Below are 16879 nucleotides of genomic sequence, written 5' to 3' on the forward strand. Positions count from 1 at the left end.
GGCCTCCTCAGGCGATCTGCGCGGCGGCGGCGACGTCGGCGGGCTGCGAGGCCCGCACGGTGCGCCAGGTGTTGTAGGCCATCAGCAGCATGCCGCTGAAGAAGATCGCGCCACCCACCAGGCGCACGACGAAACCGGGATGGCTGGCCACCAGGGTTTCGACGAAGGAGTAGGTCAGCGTCCCGTCTTCATTGATCGCGCGCCACATCAGGCCCTGGGCAATGCCGTTGACCCACATCGAGGCGATGTAGAGCACGGTGCCGATGGTGGCGAGCCAGAAGTGCGCGTTGATCAGGCCGATGCTGTGCATCTGCGTGCGGCCGAAGACTTTCGGGATCATGTGGTACAGCGCGCCGATCGAGATCATCGCCACCCAGCCGAGGGCGCCGGCGTGAACGTGGCCGATGGTCCAGTCGGTGTAGTGCGAGAGGGCGTTGACCGTCTTGATCGCCATCATCGGCCCTTCGAAGGTCGACATGCCGTAGAACGCCAGCGACACCACGAGGAAGCGCAGGATCGGGTCGCTGCGCAACTTATGCCAGGCGCCCGAGAGTGTCATCATGCCGTTGATCATCCCGCCCCAGCTCGGCGCGAGCAGGATCAGCGACATCACCATGCCCAGCGACTGGGCCCAGTCCGGCAACGCGGTGTAGTGCAAGTGGTGCGGACCTGCCCAGATGTACAGGGTGATCAGTGCCCAGAAATGCACGATCGACAAGCGATAGGAGTACACCGGGCGTTCGGCCTGTTTCGGCACGAAGTAATACATCATCCCGAGGAAGCCGGCGGTGAGGAAAAAGCCTACGGCGTTGTGCCCGTACCACCACTGCACCATGGCATCGGTCGCCCCCGCGTACACCGAGTAGGACTTGGTGAAACTCACCGGCAATTCAACGTTGTTGACGATGTGCAGAATCGCCACGGTGATGATGAACGCACCGAAGAACCAGTTGCCCACATAAATGTGCCGGGTCTTGCGTTGCATGATCGTGCCGAAGAACACCACCGCGTAGGCGACCCAGACTATGGTGATCAGAATGTCGATTGGCCATTCGAGTTCGGCGTATTCCTTGGAAGTGGTGTAACCCAGCGGCAGGCTGATCGCCGCCAGCAGGATCACCACTTGCCAGCCCCAGAAGCAGAACGCGGCGATTTTCGGCGCAAACAGCTGGGTCTGGCAGGTACGCTGCACCGAATAGAACGAACTGGCGAACAGGGCACAGCCGCCAAAGGCGAAGATCACCGCATTGGTGTGCAACGGGCGCAGGCGGCCGAAGCTGGTCCACGGCAAGTCGAAATTGAGTTCGGGCCACACCAACTGGGCTGCGAGAAAAACCCCGAGGCCCATGCCGACGATGCCCCACACCACCGTCATAATGGCGAATTGGCGGACCACCTTGTAGTTGTAGGCGGTACTGTTAGAAGTGTTCATGGTTCCCCATCCACGGTTCAGCTGAAGAGCCGCGTTTGCGCAAGGCAACGCTCTCTTCGCCTGGAGTTATAGGCAGACTAAAAGCGAGGCAAGCATGGACAAAGAGCACAAGGCCAGTATTGACGGGGATCAATGGGCGCAGTGTGTACGTGACCACGGATGGTTGTGGAATACGGCTGCCGCACAGGGTTCGGCCGAGACCGTGACGCTGATCCTTGCCCATGGCGCCGGTGCGCCGATGGACAGTGGCTGGATGGACGACATCGCCGCACGCCTGGCTGCGCTGGGGGTCAACGTGCTGCGCTTCGAGTTCCCCTATATGGCGCAGCGGCGCCTCGATGGCGGCAAACGTCCACCCAACCCGGCCCCCAAACTGCTGGAGTGCTGGCGTGAGGTCCATGCCGTGGTGCGACGCCATGTCGCTGGGCGTCTGGCCATTGGCGGCAAGTCCATGGGCGGGCGTATGGCCAGTCTATTAGCGGATGAGCTGGGGGCGGATGCGCTGGTGTGCCTGGGCTATCCGTTTTATGCGGTTGGCAAACCGGAAAAGCCGCGGGTCGAGCATTTGGCGGCGTTGAAAACGCGCACGTTGATTGTCCAGGGCGAGCGGGATGCGCTGGGCAATCGCGAGGCCGTCGAGGCTTACCGGCTGGCACCGGGTATCGAGGTGTTCTGGCTGCCGGCGGCAGATCATGACTTGAAGCCCCTGAAGGCTTCGGGGTTTACTCATGAACAGCATCTGGCGGCAGCGGCGAGCGAGGTTGCCGGGTTTCTTCGTTGAGCGTTTGGGCAGGGGGCGAGGTCATTGCTGGACCTTGTCCAGCTTCTTTTCATGGGCCGTCACCTGCTGGCACAACTCGATCATCTGTTCGCGCATCCAGCGGTTGGCCGGGTCCTGGTCGGTGCTTTCGTGCCAGTAGAGGTGGGTTTCCACCGGCGGCACGTCGTTGACCGGCAAGTTCACCGAGTACAAGTCATGGCGGCGGGCGAAACGCTCCGGCACGGTCATGACCATGTCGGTCTGCTGCAACACTTGCGAGGCCATCAGGTAATGCTGGGAGCGCAGGGCAATCTTGCGCTGGATGCCCATCTTGCCCAGTGCCAGATCGACATGGCCAAGGCCGCTGCGACGGCTGGAGATATGGATGTGGGTCAGGGACAGATAATCATCGAGGGTGAACTTTTCCTTGGCGGCCAGGGGGTGCCCCTTGCGCATGGCACACACGTAGCGGTCTTCCATCAACTTGACGTGGCGCACCTGTGGGTCGGTGTTGAGCGGCGCGTCGACGGCGAAGTCGAGGCGGCCGGCTGCCAGTTCCTTGGTGGTTTCGCGGCGCTTGGACAGGAAACTCTCGATGATCACCGTGGGGGCCAGGCGACGCAGGCGCTGGAACAGTGGCGGCAGGATCACCGCTTCGGTGAGGTCGGTCATGCTGATGCGGTAGGTCTTGACCGCCTGCAGTGGATTGAAGATGCGGCTTTCCTGCACCGAGACCCGCAACAGAGAGAGGGCGTTGCGCACCGGGCCGATGATGTTCTGGGCCATCGGAGTGGGGACCATGCCCTGGGCGGTGCGTACGAACAACGGATCGTTGAAGGTCTCGCGCAGGCGGGCCAGAGCGTTCGATACCGCCGGTTGAGTGATGCCGACAATCTGCCCGGCCCGGGTCAGGTTGGCTTCGGTGTAGATCGCGTCGAAGACGATGAAAAGATTGAGGTCGACCTTGCTCAGATTCATTGCACTGCACTCTTATTATGTGGGCTGGGTGGCCTTGACGATCAGTCGATCATATATCGGTGATGAATGTTAATACACGCCGAGAATAGGCTAGGTAAATTTTCGTAGCTGTTCTAGCATCGATTGCATGACCTGAACAACTCCTCTGAATCCCCTGTTAAAAGGTAGAGCTGCCCATGGATTTCGCTTATTCGCCCAAGGTGCAAGAACTGCGTGAGCGCGTGACCGCGTTCATGGACACCTACGTTTATCCTGCCGAAGCCGTGTTCGAGCGCCAGGTTGCCGAGGGCGATCGCTGGCAGCCGACCGCAATCATGGAGGAGCTCAAACTCAAGGCCAAGGCTGAAGGGCTGTGGAATTTGTTTCTGCCTGAGTCCGAACTCGGCGCCGGCCTGACCAATCTGGAATACGCGCCACTGGCGGAAATCATGGGTCGTTCGCTGCTGGGCCCGGAGCCGTTCAACTGCTCTGCGCCGGACACTGGCAACATGGAAGTGCTGGTGCGCTACGCCAACGAAGAACAAAAGCAACGCTGGCTCGAACCGCTGCTGCGCGGTGAAATTCGTTCGGCGTTCGCCATGACCGAACCGGACGTGGCGTCCTCCGACGCCACCAACATGGCGGCCCGCGCCGTGCGCGATGGCGACGAGTGGGTGATCAACGGCAAGAAATGGTGGACCTCGGGTGCCTGCGATCCGCGCTGCAAGATTCTGATCTTCATGGGTCTGAGCAATCCCGATGCACCGCGCCATGCCCAGCACTCGATGATTCTGGTGCCGGTGGATGCCCCGGGCGTGAAGATCGTGCGTCCGCTACCGGTGTTCGGTTACGACGACGCGCCCCACGGGCATGCTGAAGTGTTGTTCGAAAACGTGAGGGTGCCGTACGAAAACGTCCTGTTGGGTGAAGGGCGTGGCTTCGAAATCGCCCAGGGTCGCCTTGGCCCTGGCCGGATTCATCACTGCATGCGCTCGATCGGCATGGCCGAGCGCGCGCTGGAACTGATGTGCAAGCGCGCGGTGAACCGTACCGCGTTCGGTAAACCCCTTGCACGTCTGGGCGGCAACATCGACAAGATCGCCGACTCGCGGATGGAGATCGACATGGCGCGTCTGCTGACATTGAAGGCCGCATACATGATGGACACCGTCGGCAACAAGATTGCGAAAAGCGAAATCGCGCAGATCAAGGTGGTGGCACCGAACGTGGCCTTGCGGGTCATCGACCGGGCGATCCAGATCCATGGCGGGGCAGGGGTGTCCAACGATTTCCCCCTGGCCTACATGTACGCGATGCAACGCACCCTGCGCCTGGCCGACGGCCCGGACGAAGTGCACCGCGCGGCGATCGGCAAGTTCGAGATCGGCAAGTATGTACCCAAGGAAATGATGCGCAGCGGTCACTAAGTACCGGTCAGCGAATAGGATTCTTTGTGGGAGCGAGCTTGCTCGCGATTGCGGTTGAACAGTCAAAATTGATTTTGAATGCCAGTCCGCTATCGTCGGAACGCCGCCCGGAGCAAGCTCGCTCCCACAGGGTCGGTTTTGCGTCAAAAGTCGATAGTTTGTCAATCGACCATTGGCAGCCCATAGAACGCCCGCGCACACGCCGTGCTGTGGGCTGCCAGCTCTTCCTCGCTTTCCCCTCGATGCAGCGCCACTTCGCGCAACACTTCGGTGAGATACGCCGGCTCATTGCGACCATTTTTCGGCTTGGGCCGCAAACTGCGCGGTAACAGGTACGGCGCATCGCTTTCCAGCATCAACCGCCCGCGTTTGATTTCCTTCACCAGCGGATGCAGGTGCGTACCCCGGCGCTCGTCGCAAATCCAGCCAGTGATGCCGATGTGCAAATCCAGATCGAGGTAGCTGAACAGGGCCTTTTTCTCGCCGGTGAAGCAATGCACCACCGCGGCCGGCAACTGATCACGGTAATCACGCAGGATCTCCAGCAGGCGCTGGCTGGCATCGCGCTCGTGGAGAAACACCGGCATCTGCAGTTCGACCGCCATCGCCAGGTGTTCTTCCAGGACCTTTTCCTGTTGCGGACGCGGCGAGAAATCGCGATTGAAATCCAGCCCGCATTCACCCACGGCCACCACATTCGGTTCCTTGAGCAAACCGCGCAGACGCTGGGCGCTGTCGGCGTTCCAGTCGCTGGCCGAGTGGGGATGAATGCCGGCGGTGGCGAACAGGCGTTGCGACGTTTCATCCAGTTGGCGGCACAGCTCCAGCGCCTGTTCGCTGCCCTCGACACTGGTGCCGGTGAGCACCAATTGGCAGACGCCGGCAGCGTAGGCGCGATCGAGTACAGCCTGGTGTTTGTCGGCAAAGCTGGGGTTGGTCAGGTTGACGCCGATATCGATGAGTTGCATGGTGCTACCTCGGACCAAAGGCCGGAAAGCATATCAGAGCTGAAGATTTATCAGAAAAGCCAAGAACTACAATGAGTTAATGCTGTCTCTTGGTGTCGCGAGACAGCTCCGGCTAGCCGATGTGCTATTGCTGTGCCAATTCTCGGCACCTTGCCAGCGCCCGGAGCGCTCTGTTTCTGTCGTTCGACTCGACGAAAAATGCTTGAGATCGAACCGGTATTCTTTGCGGAGAGTGGATGACACGTCCCTCGGTTTTATTACTGCTGTGTTGTTCGCTGCTGCTGCCGATGCCGGCGGTTGCGCGTCTGGCCGGGCCGCTGCAAGCCGTGCCGGCAGTCAAGGTCCGCGATCTGGCGGATATCCGCAGCAGCCGGGTGTTGAGGGTGCTGGTCAATCAGAGCCGAAACAGCTCCGGCGAAGTCCAGGGCCAGGCCATTGGCGTCGAATATCATCGTCTGCGCGCCTTCGAACAGTACCTCAACGGTCACGCCCGTGACGGTCAGGAAATCACCCTGAAGATCATTCCCAAGGCCAAGGATCAATTGCTCGGTGCGTTGCAGCGCGGCGAGGGGGATCTGGTGGCGCCGGGGGAACTGCTCGATCTGCGACCAGGCTCCGCCGTCAGCACCAGTGCGCCGATTTCGAGCAACGTACCCTTGCTGCTGGTCGGGATCAAGGGCGAGCGACGCTACACCCGTCTGGAACAACTCTCGGGCAAAACCCTGGCGCTGCCCACCGGCAGTGCTGCTGGCGACGCGGTCAGTCAGATCAATCAGAAGCTGGCGCTGCACAAGCTGGCGCCCGTGAAGATCGAGTGGGTCGACCCCAGCCTGGCGGTCGAGGATGTACTGGAAATGGTCCAGGGCGGGATTTTTCACCTGACCATCGTCGAACAACCGATTGCCGAGCGCTGGGGCAAGATCCTGCCCAAGTTGCGTTTTGATCGCCAGGTGCTCATCAGCGAGCCGGGCGAAGAGTTCTGGTTCGTGCGCCGCGATGCTTCGATGTTGCGCGCGAGCATCGATCGCTTCCTGACCGGCTACAAAAAACCATCGGATCAGGACGTCACGTTCCTGCGCACCTATCGACGCTTGTATCGGGTGCACTACCCCTTGGCCAAGGCTGATCGACAGCGCCTGGAGAAACTTCGACCGGTGCTGCAGAAACACGCTGACGCCCAGGGCATGGATTGGCTGAACCTGGCGGCGCTGGCGTTCAAGGAGTCCTCCCTGCAACCCAATGCCCGCAGTGGCAGCGGCCCCACCGGCCTGATGCAGATCACTCCCTCCGCGGCCCAGCGAGTGGGGGTCAACAATATCCAGAACCTCGACGCCAATGTGCAGGCCGGGGCCAAGTACCTGTCTATGATCCGCCGCAAATTCTTTTCCAGCCCCAAACTCAACGAACGCGAGCGCATGGCGTTCGTGCTGGCGGCCTACAACATGGGGCCGGAGCGCGTGCAAGGCATGCGTGCCGAAGCGCGTCGACGGGGCTTGAACCCCAATCAGTGGTTCTTCCAGGTGGAGCGCATCGCCATGGAGCAGGTGGGAATGGGAGCCGTCAGCTATGTTAATAGCGTGAACAAGTATTACCTGGCGTTCGATCGGGAGCGGGAGTCGTTGGAGCCCGGGGGGCCGAAAGTGGTCTTACGTAAATGATCGAATAAACTGATTGTTACGGCGGGTTTTTTGCGCTTTTAACATGATATTTACTGATTAATATAGCGGCCAACCAACACCCCACTTCTGAATGGATGACACAGCATGAGCACACTGATCAACAAGGTACTGTTTACCCGCGCCGGCTATGGCCTGACTGTCCTGCGGATTTTCGTCGGCATCATCTTCGCTGCCCACGGTGCGCAGAAACTCTTCGGGGCGTTCGGTGGTTACGGTCTGGCGGGCACCGCGCAGTACATGGAGAGCATCGGTCTGACGCCAGGCTATGTGATGGCGACGCTGGCAGGTGGTACTGAATTCTTCGGCGGCCTGGCCCTGATCATTGGCCTTCTGGCGCGCCCGGCAGCTTTGGGTCTGACTTTCCTTTCGCTGGTCGCTATTTTCACTGTGCATATTGGCAACGGGTTGTTCATGGCCAACAACGGCTATGAATTCGCCCTGGCCCTGCTGGGCGGCAGTATCGCGGTGTTGATCGAAGGTGCAGGCAAGCTGTCGGTCGATCGTGCCATCGCTGGTTGACGGCGCTGTTCCCCTGCAGGCGCGAGGCTGCCCGCGAAGGCGGCCTTGCAGCCAACCCGTTCTTACAGATGTACCGCAATCACCTGTAGGAGCCAGCTTGCTGGCGAAGGCGGCCTGACAGCCGGCCTGACTCTTGATGATGTACATATCCCCATTGCGCAGCCCGTTTTTTTGTTGCGCGTCATTCTTGACACTGTCCGGTCAGCTTCTCTAGGATGCTGCCCATGCGCCGATTTAAACAGCTACTTGCGGGGCGCCAGGTGACTCATTCAGTTGCCGACAGAAGCTTGAAGCAAGCTTCGAAATACCGCTAAAGCGCTGGTTCGGTGTTGCCTCTCACCTGCCATGCAGACTTTTTGAGGCTGAGACACGACACGATGAATGCACTAAGCCCCGTTATACGCCCCGCGCCGATCACGGCCCACCTGACCCAGCGCAATCCAAAGATCCTGCTGGGCGGCAAACACCAGCCGACGCTGTTGCGTTATCTCGATGGCTGGCCACGTCGCACCGGCGGACCTGCAGCCTTCCTGATCCAGTTTGTTGAAGACGGAGAATCCCTGGCTCGATTTGCCAGCGACAGCTTTGATCTGGCGGTGATTCAATCGCCAAGTCGTGAAGACGCCCCGGAAGTGATCAGGCAGCTGACCCGGGTTGCCCGGCAAGGGCTGATTACCCGCCGCTGAGGCTCAGAGCGCTGCGGCTCAGGGATAGTCGATCGCCACGATATACACACACTGCTCGCCGGTAGGCGTCTGGACCCGGACTTCGGCGTCCAGTGCCTTGCCGATCAGCGCCCGCGCCAGCGGCGAGTCGATGCTGATCAGGCCCAGCTTCAAATCCAGTTCATCCGGCCCGACGATGCGATAGCGCGACTCCTTGCCGTCCTCGTCTTCGATGGTGACCCAGGCGCCAAAATAAACTTTGTTCGGATCGCTCGGCTTCTCGCTGACCACCTTAAGCGCTTCCAGCCGCTTGGTGAGAAAGCGCACGCGACTGTCGATCTCGCGCAGCATTTTCTTGCCGTAGGTGTACTCGGCGTTCTCCGAGCGATCCCCCTGGGCCGCGGCCTCGCTGACCGACTGCGTGACTTGCGGGCGGCGCACATGCCAGAGCTCATGGAATTCGGCCCGCATCCGCGCTTCACCCTCGGGGGTGATCAGCGCGGTGCCAGCGGTGCGGGGAGGGCGATAACGGCTCATGGCAACTTCTTGTGGTGAGAAGACCTGAGTCTATCAACCCTCGCGCAAGACTGTCAGGGGGCTGGCGTTCAAGGCGCGGCGAGTGCCGAATACACCGGCGCCACCGATCAGCACAGCGCCGATCAATGGCAGCACCAGCAACCACGGGTGCGGGTGCCAGGGCAGGTCGAAGGCATAGCGGTAAAGCACCAGGCTCACCAGTTCCGAGCCCAGCGCCGCCAACAGGCCGCTGACCGCGCCCAGCAAGCCGAACTCGATGCGCCGGGCCTTGACCAGCAGCTGTCGCTCAGCGCCCAGGGCTCGCAACAAGGCACCCTGGCGGATGCGCTCGTCCAGGGTCGCTTGCAATCCGGAGAACAACACCGCCATTCCCGCCGCCAATACGAACAGCAGCACGTACTCCACCGCCAGGGTGACTTGGGCGAGGATGCTGCGCAACTGCGCGAGCAAGGCTTCGACTTGCAGAATCGTCACTGCCGGAAAGGACCGGGACAGGTCGACGATCTGCTGATCATGACCGGCCGCCAGATAGAAACTGGTCAGGTAGGTCGCCGGCAGATCCTTGAGGGTGCCGGGCTGGAAGATCATGAAGAAGTTCGGCTGGAAGTTGTCCCAGTTGATGTCTCGCAGGCTGGTGACTTTCGCTTCGCGATTCATCCCGCCGACGGTAAACACCATGTGATCACCGAGCTTGAGCTTCAGACTCTCGGCCACCTTGCCTTCCACCGACACGCCGGGGATCTCGTCCGGCGCCTGTTCGGGCCACCAGTTGCCCGCGGTGAGTTTGTTGCCCGCCGGCAGGTCCGCCGCCCAGGTCAGGCTCAGGTCGCGCTGGATCGCCCGATCTCCGGCCGAATCCTTGCTGACGATTTCCTGCACCGGCTCGCCATTGATGCTGATCAGTCGCCCCGGAACCACCGGGTACAACGGCGCAGACTGCGCCGACAGTTCGATCAACCGATCGGTGAAGGCTTGTTTGTCCGCCGGCAGAATGTTCAGCGCGAAATAGTTCGGTGCGTTTTTTGGCAGCTGGTTCTGCCAGGTGTCCAGCAACTCGCCGCGCAACAGGGCGATCAACGCCATGGACAGCAGAATCAGACCGAAGGCCAGTGCCTGCCCCGCGGCGGCCAGCGGATGGCGCAGCAGCTGGCCCAACCCGAGGCGCCACGGCAAGGAAGCACGCGCGAGCATTCGACGCAGGCTCTTGAGCAGCAGCAACAGCAAACCGCCCAATACCAGCGCGGCAATCACACCACCGCCGAGCAGGGCGAAGGTCAGCAGTAAGTCCAGGCTCAAGCGCCACATGATCAGGCCAAGGGCGCCCAACGCGGCGCCGTAGACCATCCAGGTGCTGGTGGGAATCGGCAACATGTCCCGCCGCAATACGCGCAAGGGTGGCACCCGACCCAGCGCCGCCAGCGGCGGCAAGGCAAAACCGGCCAGCGCCACCAGCCCGGTGCCGATCCCGGCGAGGCCCGGAAACAGGCCGCCCGGAGGCACATCGGTCGGCACCAGGTCATGCAGCAAGGCGAACAGGCCGAGCTGCGCCAGCCAGCCGATAAAGGCGCCGCTGATACTGGCGAGGAGCCCCAGTACCGTCAGCTGCAGACTGAACAGCACCATGGTTTCCCGCCGGGACAGCCCCAGGCAGCGCAACAAGGCGCTGGCATCGAATCGGCGGGTGGCGAAGCGCGTCGCCGACAACGCCACCGCCACACCGGCCAGCAGCACCGCCACCAGACTGGCCATGTTCAAGTAACGTTCGGCCTTGCCCAGGGCGCCGCCGATCTGCCGGTTGCCGTCGCGGGCATCCTGTATGCGCTGGTTGGGGGCCAGCCCGGGCTTGATCAGTTGCCGATAGGTTTCCAGCGCCTCGGCTGTGCCGCGCCAGAGTTCGCGGTAGCTGACCCGGCTGCCGGGTTGCACCACGCCGGTCGCCGCGAGGTCACCGAGGTTGATCAGCACGCGCGGCGTGAGGCTGTAGAAATTGCCGGCACGGTCGGGTTCGTAGGTCAGCACGCGCACCAGTTTCAGGGTTTTCATGCCGACGTCGATGCTGTCGCCGATCTTCAGGTCCAGCGCGGTCAGCAGCCGCCCTTCGACCCAGGCTTCGCCGGGTTTGGGCCCGCCACCGGATTCTTCCTCGGCAAAGGGCGCGGGGGTGCTTTTCAGTTCGCCGCGCAGCGGGTAGACGTCGTCGGCGGCTTTGATACTGGAGAGCTGGATGCCGTTGTCGGTGGCGATGACGCTGGAAAACTCCACCACCTGCGCGTGTTCCAGGCCCAGTTCGATGCCGCTTCTGATCTGTTCGGGGCGCGCCGGCGAGCTGCCTTCGAGCAACAGGTCGGCGCCGAGAAATTCCGTGGCGCGCAACATCATCGCGCCGTTGAGGCGGGCACCGAAGTAGCCGATGGCGGTACTCGACGCCACCGCCACCAGCAAGGCGAAGAACAACACCCGCAGTTCACCGGCGCGGGCGTCGCGCAGCAGTTGGCGGATAGCGAGGCTGAACAGACGCAACAGCGGCAGGCGTGCCATCAAGGCTCCAGGGGGGCGACCAGCAGGCCGGCTTCAAGACGGATCAGGCGCCGGCAGCGATGTGCCAGGCGTTCATCGTGGGTCACCAGTACCAGGGTCGTGCCGCTTTCCTGGTTGAGTTCAAACAGCAGGTCGCTGATGCGTTCGCCGGTGTGACTGTCGAGATTGCCGGTGGGTTCGTCGGCAAACAACACATCCGGTTCCGCGGCAAAGGCGCGGGCGATGGCCACGCGCTGCTGTTCGCCACCGGAGAGCTGGCGGGGCGAGTGGCTCAGGCGTTGGCCAAGGCCGACCCGTTGCAGCAATTCGGTGGCACGCTCCCGGGCGTCTTTGCGACCGTCGAGTTCCAGCGGCAGCATGACGTTTTCCAGGGCGTTGAGACTGTCGAGCAACTGGAATGATTGAAAGACAAATCCGACGTGTTCGGCCCGGATGCGCGCGCGCTGGTCTTCATCGAGCTGGCTCAGGCCCTGCCCGGCAAGGGTGACTTCGCCGCTGCTCGGCAGGTCGAGGCCGGCCAGCAGGCCGAGGAGGGTGGATTTGCCGGAACCGGAGGCGCCGACGATGGCCAGGCTGTCGCCCTTGTTCAGTTCCAGGCTGAGTTCGTGCAGGATAGTCAGTTCACCTTCCGCGCTGGATACCACTTTGCTGAGGTTCTTCGCGGTGAGAATGCTTGCGCCCATGGAGAATCCGATGCGAGTGTGGTTTTTGAGTGCTGGCCTGGCCTTGATGTGCGTGGCCCAGAACGCAGCGGCGGGTACAGTCCTGATCGTTGGCGATAGTATCAGCGCCGGTTTCGGCCTGGATACCCGCTTGGGGTGGGTCTCGCTGCTCGAGCAACGGCTCAAGCGCGAAGGTTTCGACGATAAGGTGATCAACGCGTCCATCAGCGGCGACACCAGTGCAGGCGGCCAGGCGCGCCTGCCAGCGCTGCTTGCAGAGCATAAGCCGGAGCTGGTGATCCTCGAGTTGGGTGGCAATGACGGACTGCGCGGAATGCTGCCAACGCAATTGCAACAAAATCTTGCGTCGATGATCGACAGCTCCCGCGCCAGCGGTGCCAAGGTGCTGCTGCTCGGCATGCAATTGCCACCCAATTATGGCGAGCGCTACACCAAGGCTTTTGCCGAGGTGTACACCAAGGTGGCCGACGAGAAAAAAATCCCGTTGGTGCCGTTTTTTCTCGACGGTGTAGGCGGGCATCCGGACTTGATGCAGGCCGACGGCCTGCACCCGGCCGCAGGGGCCCAGGACAAGTTGCTGGAAAATGTCTGGCCGGCACTGAAACCGCTGCTTTGACGCTTTTCTAGCGGTCGCGTTTCGGCTAAGGTGGCGCCCCCGATTTGGAGCCCCCGATGCCGCGTCCCGCCTGGTCACTTTTTGCCTACCAACTGATCGAGCCTGACGAGCAGCTGGATCTGTTCGCCTGCCAGGAAGTACGGGTGCATCTGGTGACCCGTCAGCTGGAGTTGGGCGGCTCGGCGGACCGCACCCTGTGCGGCAGCCTGCTGCCCGCACAGCCACGCTGGTCGAGCGTTGACCGCCGGGTGTTCCAGGACCAGCGCCTGTGCTCGCTGTGCCGGGCCATTCTGGAATCGCAGAAACGCGGTACGTCGCCGATCTGGCCTGAGTTGCGCTTCGAGCTCTAGGGCCCTGTGGCGAGGGAGCTTGCTCCCGCTGGACTGCGCAGCAGGCCCCTTCTTTTTTAGCTAGAGAATGGGGCCGCTTCGCTGCCCAGCGGGAGCAAGCTCCCTCGCCACAGGCAAGCCCACCGCTGCCTTGCATCGCCTGTAACAGTCCCGACCTCCCCGAAATAACGGACGCCGGTGTACAATCCCGTTTTTATACCCTTGTCGATCATGCGAAGGATTTTCCGGATGTTGCCGCGTTTTCCTGCCGTCACCCGCTGCCTGACCCTTGCCGCCCTGTGCGTTGCGGGTCCGGTCGCGGCATTGGAACTGCCCCTGCCACCGCCCGGTGAAGACATCGTCGGCCAGGTGCAAGTGATCAAGGCCAAGTACGAAGACACCTTCGCCGACCTTGGTACTACCTACGACCTGGGCTATTCGGAGATGGTCGCGGCCAACCCCGGGGTCGATCCATGGTTGCCGGGCGCCGGCACCGAGATCGTGCTGCCGACGCGTTTCATCCTGCCACCAGGCCCGCGTGAAGGCATCGTCATCAACCTGGCCGAGTACCGCCTGTATTACTTCCCCAAAGGCCGGGACGTGGTCTACACCTTCCCGCTGGGTATCGGCCGCGAAGGCTGGGGCTCGCCGATTGCCCACACCAGCATCATCGCCAAGACGCCGAACCCGACCTGGACCCCTCCGGCGTCGATCAAGGCCGAGCACGCCGCCGATGGTGATCCGTTGCCCAACGTAGTGCCGGCAGGCCCGGATAACCCGCTGGGGCCGTTCAAGTTCACCCTGGGTACCCCGGGTTACCTGATTCACGGTTCGAACAAGAAGTTCGGCATCGGCATGCGCACCAGCCACGGCTGCTTCCGCATGTTCAACAACAACGTGCTGGAAATGGCCGACATGGTGCCGGTCGGCACGTCGGTACGCATCATCAGCGATCCGTACAAATTCGGCGTCAGTGGCGGCAAGGTTTACCTGGAAGCGCACACACCACTGGACGACCAGGGCAACCCGTCGGTGGTGGACAAGCACACCGGGGTGATCAATGCGATGCTCAAGCGTGAGGACATCACCAACAACCTGCGCATGAATTGGGATGTGGTCCGCGACGTGGTAGCTGCCGAAGACGGCCTGCCGGTGGAAATCGGCGTGCCGGACGCATCGGCGCCGATGATGACGAGTGCACCGCTCGATCCACTGCAATAACGCTTGAAACGAACCCGCCGATGCTGACCGCGTCGGCGGTTTTTTTTGTCTGGACGAAACCGCAGGCAAAAAAAAGCCGACCCATGAATGGGTCGGCTTGATAACAATCCCGAAGGACTATTACTTGCGGCTAGCTTTTTCCAGCATGCGCAGAGCACGCTCGTTAGCTTCGTCAGCAGTCTGTTGTGCTTTTTGAGCAGCAGCCAGAGCTTCATCAGCTTTACGGTAAGCTTCGTCTGCACGAGCCTGGGAGCGAGCTGCTGCGTCTTCAGTAGCGGTCAGACGTGCTTCGGTTTCTTTCGATACGCTGCTGCAACCGGTAGCCAGAACTGCGGCCAGAGCCAGAGCAGAGAATTTCAGAACGTTGTTCATCGTGTTCCCCTTCAAGGACTTTCTATTTAGTAGCTGTCTCCTCAGAGTGAGGAAATGGCCGGCGTACATACTACCCATTACTTCTAGTAAGTAAACTGACGTGTAGCAAGAAGCAAAAAAAATTGTAGGCGTTGATTCTTTTTCGAGCAACTTTTAACTGCATTGTTTAAAAAATATCCAGCTGCGAGGCCCGAGTTGAGCGAGCCCGGGTAAAAAGTTCCCCGTGCCCGCAGCAGTTTTACCGGTCTTGGGCAAAGTCTGTCTATATGGATTCGTCTACACTTTTGTTCAGCATGTGTGCGGCACCTCTCATATCTTTCTCCTAGTTGAGGTGACTTTAACGAGGGGCGTTCGTCTAAGTCTCAATATCCGGCAATGTTCGGGCGCCGACCTGGGGCAATACCCGGTCGAGCCGTCCCTGCGCTACTCGGAGCGGCACCCGCCAACCTGCATGATGACGAGCGTACCTTGAGCATTTTTGCCAATGGTGCCTACTATTTGTACGTGCCCGGTTGCGCGAGATCGTGCAGCTCTTCTCGGTGTCCTTTCAGGCACGGGGTGGCGTAGATGTTCCTTCGCCGGAAAAACATCGGTAAGGTAGGGGTCAGAATTCAAGACCCGCGAGGAGTAGTGATGAGCGAGGCGTTGTCCATCCACCATGACCAGGCTGGTCATCAGTTCGAGACCACCGTGGACGGTCATCGTGCCTACCTGACCTATATGGACCTGGGAAAACAGACCCTGGATATTTATCGCACTTTCGTGCCCAACGCGCTGCGTGGCCGTGGCATTGCGGCGGCATTGACCGAGCAGGCGCTGCAATACGCCGAGGAAATGGGTTACACCGTCATTCCGTCGTGCTCCTACGTGGAGCGCTACATGGAGCGTCACCAGCGACATGCCGCGAAGCTGAGCCAGTGAACGCCAACGCATGAAAAAACGCCGGGCTCAGCCCGGCGTTTTTTTGTCTGGCGCTTTTTTTTTCTGAAGCAGCGATCAGGTGCGTGCGCGTTTCGGCAGCACATCCTTGAGCTTGGCATGCATGCTGCGCAAGGTGGTTTCGGTAGCGGTCCAGTCGATGCAGGCATCGGTGATCGACACGCCGTATTGCAGGTCGGCGAGGTCTTTAGGGATCGACTGGCAGCCCCAGTTCAGATGACTTTCGACCATCAGGCCGATGATCGACTGGTTGCCTTCGAGGATCTGGTTGGCGACGTTCTCCATCACCAGCGGTTGCAGGGCCGGGTCCTTGTTGGAGTTGGCGTGGCTGCAGTCGACCATGATGTTCGGCTTGATCTTCGCCTTGTTCAGCGCCTGCTCGCAGAGCGCGACACTGACCGAATCGTAGTTCGGCTTGCCGTTGCCACCGCGCAATACCACGTGACCGTAGGCGTTGCCCTTGGTGGTGACGATCGACACGCCACCTTCCTGGTTGATCCCCAGGAAACGGTGCGGGCTGGAAACCGACTGCAGGGCGTTGATCGCCACCGTCAGGCCACCGTCGGTGCCGTTCTTGAAGCCGACAGCCGAGGACAGGCCGGAGGCCATCTCACGGTGAGTCTGGGACTCGGTGGTGCGTGCGCCGATGGCCGACCAGCTGATCAGGTCCTGCAGGTACTGCGGGGAGATCGGGTCGAGGGCTTCGGTCGCGGTCGGCAGGCCCATCTCGGCCAGGTCCAGCAGCAACTGACGGCCGATGTGCAAGCCGTCCTGGATCTTGAAGGAATCGTCCAGGTACGGGTCGTTGATCAAGCCTTTCCAGCCGACGGTGGTACGTGGCTTCTCGAAATACACGCGCATGACCAGATACAGGGTATCGGACACTTCCGCGGCGAGTGCCTTCAGGCGCTCGGCGTATTCGTGGGCAGCCTTGAGGTCGTGGATCGAGCAAGGCCCGATGACGACGAACAGGCGGTGATCGGTGCCGTCCAGAATGTTGCGAATGACTTCGCGACCCTGGGTGACGGTGCGCAGGGCAGCGTCGCTCAGAGGGATATCACGCTTGAGCTGATCAGGAGTGATCAGCGTCTCGTTGGAGGCGACGTTTAGGTCGTTGATCGGTAAATCAGCCATCGTTTACTCGTCAGGTCACGGGTGCCGGCCGCCAGCGAACCCGCGCGGCGGAGCACAGCAAATTAAGCGCGTCGGGGAGCCGAACCTTAGCGCGTTACACCGT

The 16879-nt window shown here is 61.2% G+C and carries 17 protein-coding genes; 9 read left to right on the forward strand and 8 right to left on the reverse strand.

The features are described from left to right. Positions 1–7: 7 nt before the first annotated feature. Entirely contained in the window at positions 8–1432 is a 1425-nt protein-coding gene (gene ccoN / locus ACA041_RS07605; protein ID WP_497440557.1) for a cytochrome-c oxidase, cbb3-type subunit I, read from the reverse strand. Positions 1433–1526: 94 nt separating this feature from the next. On the opposite strand from ccoN, the gene ACA041_RS07610 reads away from it, so the two are divergent. Continuing rightward, positions 1527–2213 carry an alpha/beta family hydrolase gene (locus ACA041_RS07610; protein WP_497440558.1) on the forward strand — a complete coding sequence of 229 codons (687 nt, stop codon included), beginning with the start codon at positions 1527–1529 and terminating at the stop codon, positions 2211–2213. A 21-nt stretch (positions 2214–2234) separates the two neighbouring features. Here ACA041_RS07610 and ACA041_RS07615 read toward each other — a convergent pair whose 3' ends face one another. Further along, the gene (locus ACA041_RS07615; protein ID WP_497440559.1) at positions 2235–3170 is read right to left on the reverse strand and encodes a LysR family transcriptional regulator; all 936 of its coding nucleotides are present in this window, start codon (positions 3168–3170) and stop codon (positions 2235–2237) included. Positions 3171–3346: 176 nt separating this feature from the next. Between ACA041_RS07615 and ACA041_RS07620 the strand changes: the two genes are divergently transcribed. Further along, complete coding sequence (locus ACA041_RS07620; protein ID WP_497440560.1) at positions 3347–4576, forward strand: acyl-CoA dehydrogenase; 1230 nt, start codon at positions 3347–3349, stop codon at positions 4574–4576. Positions 4577–4737: 161 nt separating this feature from the next. Here the strand turns inward: ACA041_RS07620 and ACA041_RS07625 are convergent, their stop codons facing one another. Further along, positions 4738–5544: a TatD family hydrolase gene (locus ACA041_RS07625; RefSeq protein WP_497440561.1), complete on the reverse strand. Its 807-nt coding sequence runs from the start codon at positions 5542–5544 to the stop codon at positions 4738–4740. A gap of 236 nt (positions 5545–5780) precedes the next feature. Between ACA041_RS07625 and ACA041_RS07630 the strand changes: the two genes are divergently transcribed. The 3 genes from ACA041_RS07630 to ACA041_RS07640 all read left to right on the forward strand — a co-directional run bounded on the left by ACA041_RS07630 (position 5781) and on the right by ACA041_RS07640 (position 8428). Beyond that, positions 5781–7202, forward strand: a complete 1422-nt coding sequence (locus tag ACA041_RS07630; protein WP_497440562.1) for an MltF family protein — start codon at positions 5781–5783, stop codon at positions 7200–7202. Positions 7203–7307: 105 nt separating this feature from the next. Next, positions 7308–7742, forward strand: a complete 435-nt coding sequence (locus tag ACA041_RS07635) for a DoxX family protein (protein WP_064676579.1) — start codon at positions 7308–7310, stop codon at positions 7740–7742. 377 nt (positions 7743–8119) lie between these two features. After that, positions 8120–8428 carry a class I SAM-dependent methyltransferase gene (locus ACA041_RS07640; RefSeq protein ID WP_497440563.1) on the forward strand — a complete coding sequence of 103 codons (309 nt, stop codon included), beginning with the start codon at positions 8120–8122 and terminating at the stop codon, positions 8426–8428. Positions 8429–8446: 18 nt separating this feature from the next. On the opposite strand, the gene greB is transcribed toward ACA041_RS07640, so the two are convergent. Genes greB through ACA041_RS07655 form a run of 3 tightly spaced genes read right to left on the reverse strand, consistent with a single transcriptional unit; the run spans position 8447 to position 12165 of the window. Next, positions 8447–8944 carry a transcription elongation factor GreB gene (greB, locus tag ACA041_RS07645; RefSeq protein WP_008031876.1) on the reverse strand — a complete coding sequence of 166 codons (498 nt, stop codon included), beginning with the start codon at positions 8942–8944 and terminating at the stop codon, positions 8447–8449. Between the two features lie 33 nt (positions 8945–8977). Next, a complete protein-coding gene (locus ACA041_RS07650; RefSeq protein WP_497440564.1) occupies positions 8978–11482 on the reverse strand; it encodes an ABC transporter permease in 2505 nt (834 codons plus the stop codon). After that, on the reverse strand, positions 11482–12165 hold the full coding sequence (locus ACA041_RS07655; protein WP_064676583.1) for an ABC transporter ATP-binding protein: 684 nt from the start codon (positions 12163–12165) through the stop codon (positions 11482–11484). The genes ACA041_RS07650 and ACA041_RS07655 overlap by 1 nt, the downstream gene beginning before the upstream one ends. A 10-nt stretch (positions 12166–12175) precedes the next feature. Between ACA041_RS07655 and ACA041_RS07660 the strand changes: the two genes are divergently transcribed. The 3 genes from ACA041_RS07660 to ACA041_RS07670 all read left to right on the forward strand — a co-directional run bounded on the left by ACA041_RS07660 (position 12176) and on the right by ACA041_RS07670 (position 14331). Then, on the forward strand, positions 12176–12781 hold the full coding sequence (locus ACA041_RS07660; protein ID WP_497440565.1) for an arylesterase: 606 nt from the start codon (positions 12176–12178) through the stop codon (positions 12779–12781). 56 nt (positions 12782–12837) lie between these two features. Beyond that, positions 12838–13131, forward strand: coding sequence for a hypothetical protein (locus ACA041_RS07665; protein ID WP_003226812.1), 294 nt, complete (start codon positions 12838–12840; stop codon positions 13129–13131). Positions 13132–13359: 228 nt separating this feature from the next. Next, on the forward strand, positions 13360–14331 hold the full coding sequence (locus tag ACA041_RS07670; RefSeq protein ID WP_497440566.1) for a L,D-transpeptidase family protein: 972 nt from the start codon (positions 13360–13362) through the stop codon (positions 14329–14331). Between the two features lie 120 nt (positions 14332–14451). Here ACA041_RS07670 and oprI read toward each other — a convergent pair whose 3' ends face one another. Next, positions 14452–14703 carry an outer membrane lipoprotei OprI gene (gene oprI / locus ACA041_RS07675; RefSeq protein ID WP_003172710.1) on the reverse strand — a complete coding sequence of 84 codons (252 nt, stop codon included), beginning with the start codon at positions 14701–14703 and terminating at the stop codon, positions 14452–14454. Between the two features lie 633 nt (positions 14704–15336). Between oprI and ACA041_RS07680 the strand changes: the two genes are divergently transcribed. Continuing rightward, positions 15337–15624, forward strand: coding sequence for a GNAT family N-acetyltransferase (locus ACA041_RS07680; protein ID WP_162437525.1), 288 nt, complete (start codon positions 15337–15339; stop codon positions 15622–15624). A gap of 75 nt (positions 15625–15699) precedes the next feature. Here the strand turns inward: ACA041_RS07680 and ACA041_RS07685 are convergent, their stop codons facing one another. Next, positions 15700–16776, reverse strand: coding sequence for a 3-deoxy-7-phosphoheptulonate synthase (locus ACA041_RS07685; RefSeq protein ID WP_497440567.1), 1077 nt, complete (start codon positions 16774–16776; stop codon positions 15700–15702). Positions 16777–16879: the final 103 nt, after the last annotated feature.

This window comes from Pseudomonas sp. LBUM1676, assembly GCF_059695605.1.

Coding starts and splice junctions, on each gene's coding strand:
- ccoN (WP_497440557.1), bottom strand. CDS start 1,432: ATGAACACTTCTAACAGTACCGCCTACAACTACAAGGTGGTCCGCCAA.
- ACA041_RS07610 (WP_497440558.1), top strand. CDS start 1,527: ATGGACAAAGAGCACAAGGCCAGTATTGACGGGGATCAATGGGCGCAG.
- ACA041_RS07615 (WP_497440559.1), bottom strand. CDS start 3,170: ATGAATCTGAGCAAGGTCGACCTCAATCTTTTCATCGTCTTCGACGCG.
- ACA041_RS07620 (WP_497440560.1), top strand. CDS start 3,347: ATGGATTTCGCTTATTCGCCCAAGGTGCAAGAACTGCGTGAGCGCGTG.
- ACA041_RS07625 (WP_497440561.1), bottom strand. CDS start 5,544: ATGCAACTCATCGATATCGGCGTCAACCTGACCAACCCCAGCTTTGCC.
- ACA041_RS07630 (WP_497440562.1), top strand. CDS start 5,781: ATGACACGTCCCTCGGTTTTATTACTGCTGTGTTGTTCGCTGCTGCTG.
- ACA041_RS07635 (WP_064676579.1), top strand. CDS start 7,308: ATGAGCACACTGATCAACAAGGTACTGTTTACCCGCGCCGGCTATGGC.
- ACA041_RS07640 (WP_497440563.1), top strand. CDS start 8,120: ATGAATGCACTAAGCCCCGTTATACGCCCCGCGCCGATCACGGCCCAC.
- greB (WP_008031876.1), bottom strand. CDS start 8,944: ATGAGCCGTTATCGCCCTCCCCGCACCGCTGGCACCGCGCTGATCACC.
- ACA041_RS07650 (WP_497440564.1), bottom strand. CDS start 11,482: ATGGCACGCCTGCCGCTGTTGCGTCTGTTCAGCCTCGCTATCCGCCAA.
- ACA041_RS07655 (WP_064676583.1), bottom strand. CDS start 12,165: ATGGGCGCAAGCATTCTCACCGCGAAGAACCTCAGCAAAGTGGTATCC.
- ACA041_RS07660 (WP_497440565.1), top strand. CDS start 12,176: ATGCGAGTGTGGTTTTTGAGTGCTGGCCTGGCCTTGATGTGCGTGGCC.
- ACA041_RS07665 (WP_003226812.1), top strand. CDS start 12,838: ATGCCGCGTCCCGCCTGGTCACTTTTTGCCTACCAACTGATCGAGCCT.
- ACA041_RS07670 (WP_497440566.1), top strand. CDS start 13,360: ATGTTGCCGCGTTTTCCTGCCGTCACCCGCTGCCTGACCCTTGCCGCC.
- oprI (WP_003172710.1), bottom strand. CDS start 14,703: ATGAACAACGTTCTGAAATTCTCTGCTCTGGCTCTGGCCGCAGTTCTG.
- ACA041_RS07680 (WP_162437525.1), top strand. CDS start 15,337: ATGAGCGAGGCGTTGTCCATCCACCATGACCAGGCTGGTCATCAGTTC.
- ACA041_RS07685 (WP_497440567.1), bottom strand. CDS start 16,776: ATGGCTGATTTACCGATCAACGACCTAAACGTCGCCTCCAACGAGACG.